Source organism: Bradyrhizobium sp., assembly GCF_049512235.1.
Taxonomy (GTDB): Bacteria; Pseudomonadota; Alphaproteobacteria; order Rhizobiales; family Xanthobacteraceae; genus Bradyrhizobium.
In genome coordinates this window covers 1-9809 of record NZ_JBEKXH010000247.1, presented here as the reverse complement: position 1 = coordinate 9809, position 9809 = coordinate 1, and the positions used below count along the sequence as shown (strand labels likewise).

The window sequence follows — 9809 nt, the reverse complement described above, 5'->3', positions numbered from 1 at the left end:
AATTTCCGGCGAGTCTGCGACGTTCATCGCCGGCGGCGAGTTTCCGGTCCCCGCCGGATATTCCTGCGATCCGACCACGCATGTCTGTACGACCCAGATCAGTTTCAAGAAATTCGGTATTTCCCTCAACTTTACGCCGGTGGTGCTGACCGAGGGCCGGATCAGCCTGCGGGTGATGACCGAAGTATCCGAATTGTCGAACGACAACTCGATCACGCTGTCGCAGGCGGTCACCGCCAACACGGTGAATTCCGTGACAATCCCCTCGATCAAGACCCGCCGCGCGGAAACGACGCTGGAAATTCCGTCGGGCGGCGCGATGGCGATGGCGGGCCTGATCCAGGAGCAGACCAAACAGGCCATCAACGGCTTACCGGGCCTTTCACAATTGCCGGTTCTCGGATCGCTGTTCCGCAGCCGGGATTACGTCAACAGCCAGACCGAGCTGATGGTGCTGGTGACGCCCTACATCGTGCGCGCCGTTGCGCAGAAAGACCTGTCGCGTCCTGACGATGGATTTGCCAACGCCTCGGATCCGCAGGCTGACCTCCTGGGCAGCATCAATCGCATCTACGGTGTTCCCGGCCGCGTCGAGCCGACCCAGAACTATCGCGGCACCTATGGCTTCATTACCGACTGATACGGGACGAGGACAACAACGATGACAACCAAAGTACCCGTCCATCCGTTGCGCGCGCTGCGCGTCGCGGCAGCGCTTTTCAGCCTTTCCCTCGTATTGGGAGCGTGCACGCATGCCGCTGAGACGGCGGCCGTGAGCTATCCTGACGATTATCGCCTGCGTCATCCGATCGCGCTTCAGGAAGCCGACCAGTCCGTCGTCATTTTCGTCGGCCATGCGCGTGGCGCGCTTTCCGCTGCACAGCGCGCCGATGTGTTGGGACTGGCGCAAACCTGGCTCCGTGAAGGAACCGGCGCGATCAGCGCCGATGTACCGGTCGGCACGCCCAACGCAGCGGCGGCGGCGGATTCGCTCCGGGAAATTCAGGCATTGCTCTCCGCGGCCGGCGTTCCGCCGAACGATATCGTCGTCCGCCGCTATCATCCGCAAGACCCGCGCCAGATGGCAGCGATCCGGCTGAACTATCCCAAGATCTCGGCGGTTGCCGGGCCTTGCGGCCTGTGGCCTGAGGATCTCGGCCCCTCGATCAAGAACAAGAGCTACCTCGAAAACAAGTCGTACTACAATTTCGGCTGCGCCTACCAGCGCAACATGGCGGCGATGGTCGACAACCCGTCGGACCTCGTGCAGCCGCGGCCTGAAACCCCGGCCTATACCAAGCGACGCACCGAAGGCTTCGAGAAGTATCGCACCGGTGCCACGACCGCGACCACCTATCCAGAGGCCGAAAAGGCCAAGCTCAGCGATACCGGCAAATGATCAGCTACGCCCGTCAAAATCCCGAAGAGCGGCCGGAGGCCACAGCACCGCCCCTGGACGATCATATCGTCCCGGCGCCGCGTGTATCCGTGCAGGCTTTTTGCGAGACCGTCGAAACCGCCGCCGCCGCGCAATCGGCGGGAGAAGACCGCCGCCTCGGCAAGACCCATCTGAAGATTCAAATGGGTGGCATGGCAGCGGCGATCGAGGCCTATCGTACCGCCCCGACGCCGAATGTGATCGTGCTGGAAACCGAAGGCCGCAACGAGATCCTCAACGGTCTCGATCAACTCGCAACGGTGTGCGATGCCGGAACCCGCGTCGTTGTGATCGGCCGCGTCAACGATGTCGGGCTTTATCGCGAACTGGTGCGCCGCGGCGTCAGCGACTATATGATTGCTCCGGTCAGTCCGCTCGACGTGGTGCGTTCGATCTGCGGTCTGTTCTCGGCGCCGGAAGCCAGAGCCGTAGGCCGGATCATCGCCGTCGTCGGAGCAAAGGGCGGCGTCGGATCATCCACCGTTGCCCACAACGTCGCCTGGGCCATCGCGCGCGATCTCGCGCTGGATTCCGTTGTCGCCGATCTCGACCTCGCGTTCGGCACCGCCGGCCTCGACTACAATCAGGACCCGCCGCAAGGCATCGCCGACGCGGTGTTCTCGCCCGATCGCGTCGATACCGCGTTCATCGATCGTCTGCTCTCCAAATGTACCGACCACCTCAGCCTGCTGGCGGCGCCGGCGACGCTGGAGCGGGTATATGATTTTGGCGCCGACGCCTTCGACTCGATCTTCGACACGCTTCGCACGACCATGCCATGCATCGTGCTCGACGTTCCGCATCTATGGTCGGGGTGGAGCAAGCGCGCCCTGGTGGGGGCGGACGATATTCTGATCGTCGCGGCGCCCGATCTCGCCAATCTGCGCAACGCCAAGAACATCTTCGACCTGCTGAAGGCCTCGCGGCCCAACGACCGAATACCGCTTTATTGCCTCAACCAGGTCGGGATGCCGAAGCGGCCGGAGATCAAGGCCAACGAGTTTGCCAAGGCCATCGAGAGCGAGCCGATCGCATCGATTCCCTTCGACCCGCAGATGTTTGGCGCGGCGGCCAATAACGGCCAGATGATCGCCGAAATCTCCGCCAGCCATCGCGCCACCGAGATATTTCTGCAGATCGCGCAACGGCTGACAGGCCGCGGCGAGACCAAAAAGCCACGGGGTTCGTTCCTGTCGCCCCTATTCGATAAGCTGCGGGCAAAGTAGGCCACCCGCATGGAGTATCGTCGTGTTTGGTAAGCGTAGCGGAACAGAGAACGATTCGCGGGCGATAAAACCCGCCGCTGGGCCGGAGCCGTCCAGTGGCGCGGCGCCTACTGTTTCGCGCAGCGCGGCGCCGCCGACGGTTTCTTCGCCGCCGCTGGCGCCGGCCAAACCACCCGTGGTCACGACCGAAACGCGGCGGTCCGACAGCTATTATCAGGTCAAGGCGACCATCTTCGGCGCCTTGATCGAGGCAATCGACCTCACCCAGCTCGCCAAACTCGATACCGAGTCGGCGCGCGAGGAAATTCGCGATATCGTCAACGAGATTATCGCGATCAAGAATATCGTGATGTCGATCGCCGAGCAGGAAGAGCTGCTCGACGACATCTGCAACGACGTTCTCGGGTACGGTCCGCTTGAACCGCTGTTGGCGCGCGACGATATCTCCGACATCATGGTCAACGGTGCCGGCGCGGTTTTCATTGAAGTCTCGGGCCGTATTCAGAAGACCGGCATCCGCTTTCGCGATAATCAGCAGCTGCTCAACATCTGTCAGCGTATCGTCAGCCAGGTTGGGCGGCGCGTCGATGAATCGTCGCCGATCTGCGACGCGCGCCTCGCCGATGGCTCGCGTGTCAACGCCATCGTACCGCCGCTGGCGCTTGATGGCCCGGTATTAACGATCCGCAAATTCAAGAAAGACAAGCTGACCCTGGACCAGCTGGTCAAATTTGGCGCGATCTCGCTGGAAGGCGCCGAGATTCTGAAGATTATCGGGCGCTGCCGGGCCAACGTGCTGATCTCGGGCGGTACCGGCTCCGGCAAGACGACGCTGTTGAATTGTCTCACGCAATACATCGACGACGAGGAACGCGTCATCACCTGCGAAGACGCCGCGGAGCTCCAGCTGCAGCAGCCGCATGTGGTGCGGCTGGAAACCCGTCCGCCCAACATCGAGGGCGAAGGCCAGATCACCATGCGCGAACTGGTCCGGAACTGCCTGCGCATGCGCCCTGAACGCATCATCGTCGGCGAAGTCCGTGGGCCGGAGGCGTTCGACCTGCTGCAGGCCATGAACACCGGTCATGACGGATCGATGGGCACGCTGCACGCCAACAATCCCCGCGAAGCCCTGTCGCGCTGCGAATCTATGATCACGATGGGTGGATTTTCGCTGCCGTCGCGGACCATCCGCGAGATGATCTGCGCCTCGATCGACGTTGTCATCCAGGCCGCGCGGCTGCGTGACGGTTCGCGGCGTATCACGCACATCACCGAGGTGCTGGGGATGGAAGGCGACACCATCATAACCCAGGACCTGTTCCTTTATGACCTGGTCGGCGAGGACGCCGACGGCAATATTGTCGGCCGGCACCGCTCTACCGGCATCGGACGACCACGCTTCTGGGATCGGGCGCGATATTACGGCGAAGAGAAGCGGCTTGCCGCCGCCCTCGACGCCGCCGAAGCCCCCGAGGAGGGGAGCCGGTCATGAAGATGCAAACGCTTGCGCTGGGCTTTCTCGCGGCTGCCGCCATCGGCGGTCTGGCATGGGTATTTATCTATCCCCTGCTGTCGGGCGAGAAAAAGGCCGAGAACCGCCGCGCGTCCGTCGCCAAGCCGGAGCCCGCCGCCCGACAGGTCGACAGAAACCAGCGCTCGCGCCGCGAACAGGTCGAGGGAACCCTGAAGGAACTCGAATCGCGCCGGGCGCGGGAAAAGAAGATCGCGCTGACCACCCGTCTGACGCAGGCCGGACTGAACTGGTCAACCCAGAAATTCATGATCGTGTCCGGCGTTCTTGCGGTGATCGCCTTCGCCGTGACGATGGTGCTTGGCGGCGGACCGCTTGGGGCAACCGGCCTCGCAATCGCCGCCGGTTTTGGTCTGCCGCGCTGGGGACTGAGTTATCTCAAGAACCGCCGGGAAAAGAAATTCCTCAAGGCGCTGCCGGACGCGGTGGACGTCATTGTTCGCGGCATCAAGGCGGGCCTGCCACTATTTGAGTCGATCAAGGTCGTCGCCGCCGATTCGCCGGAGCCGCTCAAGGGCGAATTCCTCGCCATCATTGAGACCCAGGCGATCGGCATGCCGCTCAGCGATGCCTGCGCGCGTCTGTTCGAACGCATGCCGTTACCCGAGGCCAACTTCTTCGGCATCGTGGTCGCGATCCAGCAGAAGTCCGGAGGTAACCTGTCCGAGGCTTTGGGCAACCTGTCCAAGGTGCTGCGCGACCGCAAGAAAATGGCAGAGAAGATTCAGGCAATGTCGATGGAAGCCAAGGCATCCGCCGCCATCATCGGCTCACTGCCGCCCATTGTCATGCTGCTCGTCTACCTCTCGACCCCTGAATACATATCGCTGCTGTGGACGCACTCGACCGGCCAATTGATGCTGCTCGGCTGCTTGATCTGGATGTCGATCGGCATCCTGGTAATGAAGAAAATGATCAATTTCGACTTCTGAGGGTGCAGCAATGTTTGATCTTCTGATCACCAAAATCCACGACCCGCACTTCATGACCATGATGCTTGCCGCCATCGCCGTGAGCGCGACGGCCTATACGTTGATCATGCCGCTGTTCGCGGGCGAAGGCCTGGAGAAGCGCATGAAGGCGGTGGCCAGCGAGCGCGAGCGGATCCGGCAACGGGAGCGCGATCGCCTGGCCAAGTCCGAAAAGGTGTCGCTGCGGCAGTCGCCGAAGCAGCTGGTCTCCAAGGTGGTTGAGGACTTCAACCTCGGCAAATGGCTGGCCCAGGAGGCTGCGCGCGAAAAACTCACCCAGGCCGGCTATCGCGGGCAGGCGCCTTACATGACATTCCTGTTCTTCCGGCTGGTGACGCCGATCGTGTTTTTCGTCGCGGCGGCGCTCTATGTTTTCGTGATCGGGCATCTGGAGAAGTCGGCCGTGTTCAAGATCGGCATATGCATCGCTGCGGCCTATGGCGGCTTGCAGGGGCCGATGCTGTTCCTCAAAAACGCCATCTCGAAGCGCCAGCTCTCGATCAAGCGCGCATTTCCGGATGCGCTCGATCTGCTGCTGATCTGCGTCGAATCGGGCATGTCGATTGAAATAGCCTTCCGCAAGGTCAGCACCGAAATCGTAGGCCAGTCGATTGCGCTGTCGGAGGAATTCACCCTGACCACCGCTGAACTGTCTTACTTGCAGGACCGCAAGGTGGCTTACGAAAACCTGGCGAAGCGCACCGGGCTCGATGGCGTGAAATCGGTCTGTCTGGCTTTGCAGCAGTCGGAACGCTACGGAACTCCGCTGGCACAGAGCTTGCGAGTAATGGCGCAGGAAAACCGCGACATGCGCATGAACGAGGCCGAGAAGAAGGCGGCGGCGCTGCCGCCGAAGCTGACGGTGCCGATGATTCTGTTCTTCCTGCCGGTCTTGTTTGTCGTCATCCTCGGACCGACCGGCATCAAGGTCGCGGCGATGCAGTGAGCGCATCCGCTCAGGTGACTGGTAGTTGGCCTGCTCGAAACGTTTTGATGCTGTCATCGCCCGGCTTGACCGGGCGACCCAGTATTCCAGAGAATTCGCGATAAACCGAGAGGCCGCGGAGTCTGCCACGCCACCCCGCGCCAGTGATCGCCATAACTGTCGTCGCCCGGCTTGACCAGGCTTGACCGGGCGATCCAGTACGCCGCGGCTTCTCAAGTCAATCGCGAAATGCTCTGGAATACGGGGTCACCCGGTCAAGCCGTGTGATGACGCCGGTGCGTGGCGATGCAGCCGGACACGGGCGGTCAGTCCGGGCGGTTGAGCGAGGCTACCGGGATCGTTCCGGCGCCGGCGCGCGGATTGTCCTTGCGGCTCAGAATCTCTTTCAGGTAGGCGACATTCGCCGCCGCCTCCTGCGGTGGCAGATCGGCCTTCACGATGCTTTCGGCTTCCGCAAAGCGGCCCTGCAGCCCGACTACCAGACCCAGATTCTGCCGCACCCTCGCATCCGCCTTGGTGCTGGCGTAAGCCCGCCGAAGCGTTTCTTCGGCCTTCGGCAGATCCCTGGAAAGCATATAGGATAGCCCGAGATTCGACAGCACCGACGGCTCGTCGGGCACGATCTTCAAGGCGCTTGCGTAATAGCGGCGCGCCTCGTCATGCCGACCGAGCTGGTCCAGCGCGGTTCCCTGCACCGACAGGATTCGCCAGTCGGGATTATCAGGTGAATGGGCGCGGCTGAGGACATCGAACGCCTGCTGGAAATTGCCATTATCGGCGAGCGCCCTTCCGTAAGCGGCGAGCAGCGCCTTGTTGCCGGGATGAGCGATGCTGGCTTGTTCGAGCACCGCGGCGGCCTGGGAGCGCTGACCGGAGGCGCGGAGCGCCTGGCCGAAGGCCAGTGCGATGTCGGCATCCGCGGGATTGGCGCGGTAGCGCTCGCCATAGGCTTCGACGGCGCCGCGTGGATCGGCGCTGGCCTCGGCGGTCGGCTTCAGCGATCCCGTGATGTCGGACACGGTCTGGCAACCGCCAAGCCCGGCGGCCAAGATTGCCGTCAGGGCCGCGGACGCAAGAAGCCGGGCAGGACTGGATGGCTTACGCATGGCACCTTGAACTCACGAATAGCGGCCGAATTGATCGGGCCGAACGCGCCAGCAATAGTCTGTTAACGCTAACGTCCAGTTAATGGTCGCCCGCCGCAAGCCGGCCGGCATGCGGCGGGCGGTCACCTCAGTCCGCACCGAATCTTTCAGATCAGCTCCGTCGCGTTCACCGCTTCGAGCTTCGCATTATGTGTTTTGATAGTGGGACCCATGGCGGCCATTCGGTCCCGCCGATTGACACCCCCATATTTCCAAACCGGCAAACAAGAACCACCTCATGCCTCCCTGCTCGAATCGCGTCCGGCCAGGAAGCTCCACCGCCAGTTTTAGCATCTCAGCATCAAAATAATCTGCTACCCCTGATTGTCATTCTCCGCAAAGTCGTTATGCTGCGTGTTTTTACGGGAGGATCATTATGGCAAAGAAGTCAGTTTCCAAGAAGACATCCGGCAAGACCGGTGACGTTGTCTTTACGGAGCACGCGATCGTCATCACGCTCGATGCCGCGGCAAAGCGCCAAGCCAAACGATGTCTCGAGAAAAATGGAAAGATAACCTTTTCTGTGAACGAGCATAGCGTAACCAAGCTGCCACAGCTTCTGGACAACGGCAAACAAATCGATTGACCCGTGAAGCCGGCGCCCAGAGAAAAGCCATCGGTCGGACTGGCCTACAGTTCAACCGTACTTCGGTTCGCTGAAGCCAACAGGGAAGAGGTCGACTACCTCGAAGTTCCATTCGAGCTGTTGCGGCATGCTCCCGATACGATCGAGCATATCGATTTCCCGATTTTGCTTCATTGCGCCAGCCTTTCCCTTGCCGGCTCGGTGGCTTGCAGCGAGCAAACGCTTTCGCAAATTGCGTACTGGATTGCAAAAACCCGCACTCCCTGGCTCGGCGAACACTTGGCGTATATTACGTCGAAGCGGACCGAAGCCGGCCCGATCCCCGAGGAATACGCCCCTGGGGAGCCCTACAATATCGGCTACACCGTGGGTCCTGTGATGAATGAGGCCGCCGTCGAACGAATCGCAAAATCGATCGAGAGGTACGGCGGACGACTTCAAACCCCTCTGCTGATCGAGAACTCACCAATCTATTTCGAATCGCCGGGCAGCACGCTGAGCCAATCCAAGTTCATCGCCGCCATTTCAGAGCGTATAGACGTCGGGTTGTTGCTGGATCTCTCCCATTTTTATCTAAGTTCCAGGCTGATTGGCTATGATCCGCTGGTCGAGCTCGAGGAGCTTCCGCTTTCCAAAGTGGTCGAAGTGCATCTGTCCGGAATTGATGAACGAGCGGACGGCAGCTGGGACGACCATTCATGCGCGGCTCCGAAGCTGGTGCATGAAATGCTGGCGCATCTGCTAAAGATCGCCCGACCTCGTGCCGTCACGCTTGAATATAACTGGTCGTCGCGATTTCCTCATTCGCTTCTCAAAGACGAATTGCAGAGGGTCAGAGCGCTGCTCCAAGAAACCAATGCATGACGACAGCGGCATACAAATTCAAGAAATCCTGTCGCGGTGCCTTGTCGACCCACCCTTCCTCGAAACTTTGGCAACCGACCCCGATCGAGCGGTTGCCCCTTATTTACTGTCCGCCCAACTACTATCCGAACTCAGAAAACTCGATCTTCGCCGAATCAAGACGTTCTCTGGATTCATAGGCAAGGTTCAACACAATCACTTGTGGGATACGCTTCCGGCGACGCTAACTCTGCTCAAGCGATATGGAATCGAGCTGGATCTTTTTGGCCTGTTTCGCCCTATCCAGTTTTCAACACGCGCGCAATCGCGTGCCGATCAGCTCGGCCGATTTGTCGCCTTCGTATTGGACTATTCCCGAGCCAAGCCGCAATTCGCCGCTTTGGCCTGCGTGGTCCGATACGAATACCTGGCATCGGGGCTGAAGTCTCGCGCCGGCGATTCCAACGTGACGCCTGAACGGCTAACGGTTACGCCTGCTGATCTGTCATGGCCGGCTTTTCAAAGGCATATTCCTGTCTTGTCGGGCGTCCACAACCTCGGATGGTTTGGTTGCGACCCCGGCCAGCTGGTGAACTGCATTCTGGACGGCACTTTCACAGAGTACGTTGGAGGCAATTCGAGGCTGTTTCTCCTGAAAGCGGCGGCTGACGGCGGCGGGATAAGATGCTTCGAAACCGATGAACTCACCGCGCTCATGCTCTCCCTGATAGACGGCCGCCGAACCGTTCGCGCCGTGATCACCGCAGCCCGCGCACGGATTACCGCCGCGGCCAAACCAAGAACATTCAGGGACTTTTTTGAGCAGGCGGTGAATGCCGGTTTGATCAGTATCAGCCTGGGAGCGTCAAAATGAGGGTCGTCTTCGTCGATAATCTGCTGTTCGAGGATGCCGAAGGGATCAGGCGATATATTCTGCAACCTCACCTCGGCCTGATCTCGCTTATTTCAGTTTTGGAGGCGGCCGGCCATGACGGCCTCCTATTCGATCCGAAGGTTGAAATCTGTCGCGGCAATCTTGCGATGGACCGCTTCCTTTATAGGAATATTGCAGCTGCGATACTGGCTCTGGAGCCCGATGCCGTAGGCTTCACTTCCTTGG

General features: G+C 60.6%; 11 protein-coding genes. 10 read left to right on the top strand and 1 reads right to left on the bottom strand.

Annotated elements, in window-relative coordinates:
- The 6 genes from ABSG20_RS21490 to ABSG20_RS21465 all read left to right on the top strand — a co-directional run.
- On the top strand, positions 1-640 hold a 640-nt coding region (locus ABSG20_RS21490), incomplete at its 5' end, for a type II and III secretion system protein family protein (RefSeq protein ID WP_423866524.1).
- 21 nt (positions 641-661) lie between these two features.
- A complete protein-coding gene (locus tag ABSG20_RS21485) occupies positions 662-1399 on the top strand; it encodes a CpaD family pilus assembly protein (RefSeq protein ID WP_423866523.1) in 738 nt (245 codons plus the stop codon).
- Positions 1396-2664 carry a CpaE/TadZ family protein gene (locus ABSG20_RS21480; protein WP_423866522.1) on the top strand — a complete coding sequence of 423 codons (1269 nt, stop codon included), beginning with the start codon at positions 1396-1398 and terminating at the stop codon, positions 2662-2664. Before ABSG20_RS21485 ends, ABSG20_RS21480 begins: the two co-directional genes overlap by 4 nt.
- Before the next feature lie 22 nt (positions 2665-2686).
- Positions 2687-4159 carry a TadA family conjugal transfer-associated ATPase gene (locus ABSG20_RS21475; RefSeq protein WP_423866521.1) on the top strand — a complete coding sequence of 491 codons (1473 nt, stop codon included), beginning with the start codon at positions 2687-2689 and terminating at the stop codon, positions 4157-4159.
- Positions 4156-5130 (top strand): type II secretion system F family protein, encoded by a 975-nt coding sequence (locus ABSG20_RS21470; RefSeq protein WP_423866520.1) that lies wholly within the window; start codon positions 4156-4158, stop codon positions 5128-5130. Before ABSG20_RS21475 ends, ABSG20_RS21470 begins: the two co-directional genes overlap by 4 nt.
- 10 nt (positions 5131-5140) lie before the next feature.
- Positions 5141-6115 carry a type II secretion system F family protein gene (locus tag ABSG20_RS21465; RefSeq protein WP_423866519.1) on the top strand — a complete coding sequence of 325 codons (975 nt, stop codon included), beginning with the start codon at positions 5141-5143 and terminating at the stop codon, positions 6113-6115.
- Between the two features lie 305 nt (positions 6116-6420).
- Here the strand turns inward: ABSG20_RS21465 and ABSG20_RS21460 are convergent, their stop codons facing one another.
- On the bottom strand, positions 6421-7221 hold the full coding sequence (locus ABSG20_RS21460; RefSeq protein WP_423866518.1) for a tetratricopeptide repeat protein: 801 nt from the start codon (positions 7219-7221) through the stop codon (positions 6421-6423).
- 415 nt (positions 7222-7636) lie between these two features.
- On the opposite strand from ABSG20_RS21460, the gene ABSG20_RS21455 reads away from it, so the two are divergent.
- The 4 genes from ABSG20_RS21455 to ABSG20_RS21440 form a co-directional block, all read left to right on the top strand.
- Positions 7637-7846, top strand: a complete 210-nt coding sequence (locus ABSG20_RS21455; RefSeq protein ID WP_423866517.1) for an ApyA family aminopyruvatide-related RiPP — start codon at positions 7637-7639, stop codon at positions 7844-7846.
- A 3-nt stretch (positions 7847-7849) separates the two neighbouring features.
- Positions 7850-8710, top strand: a complete 861-nt coding sequence (locus ABSG20_RS21450) for an MbnB/TglH/ChrH family RiPP precursor modification enzyme (protein ID WP_423866516.1) — start codon at positions 7850-7852, stop codon at positions 8708-8710.
- Positions 8703-9563: a hypothetical protein gene (locus tag ABSG20_RS21445; protein WP_423866515.1), complete on the top strand. Its 861-nt coding sequence runs from the start codon at positions 8703-8705 to the stop codon at positions 9561-9563. The genes ABSG20_RS21450 and ABSG20_RS21445 overlap by 8 nt, the downstream gene beginning before the upstream one ends.
- On the top strand, positions 9560-9809 hold a 250-nt coding region (locus ABSG20_RS21440; RefSeq protein WP_423866514.1), incomplete at its 3' end, for a hypothetical protein. The genes ABSG20_RS21445 and ABSG20_RS21440, both read left to right, overlap by 4 nt.

What these genes read in the sequence shown, in the direction of transcription:
- ABSG20_RS21460 (WP_423866518.1), bottom strand. Translation starts at nt 7,221, where the DNA reads ATGCGTAAGCCATCCAGTCCTGCCCGGCTTCTTGCGTCCGCGGCCCTG.
- ABSG20_RS21480 (WP_423866522.1), top strand. Translation starts at nt 1,396, where the DNA reads ATGATCAGCTACGCCCGTCAAAATCCCGAAGAGCGGCCGGAGGCCACA.
- ABSG20_RS21485 (WP_423866523.1), top strand. Translation starts at nt 662, where the DNA reads ATGACAACCAAAGTACCCGTCCATCCGTTGCGCGCGCTGCGCGTCGCG.
- ABSG20_RS21465 (WP_423866519.1), top strand. Translation starts at nt 5,141, where the DNA reads ATGTTTGATCTTCTGATCACCAAAATCCACGACCCGCACTTCATGACC.
- ABSG20_RS21445 (WP_423866515.1), top strand. Translation starts at nt 8,703, where the DNA reads ATGCATGACGACAGCGGCATACAAATTCAAGAAATCCTGTCGCGGTGC.
- ABSG20_RS21470 (WP_423866520.1), top strand. Translation starts at nt 4,156, where the DNA reads ATGAAGATGCAAACGCTTGCGCTGGGCTTTCTCGCGGCTGCCGCCATC.
- ABSG20_RS21455 (WP_423866517.1), top strand. Translation starts at nt 7,637, where the DNA reads ATGGCAAAGAAGTCAGTTTCCAAGAAGACATCCGGCAAGACCGGTGAC.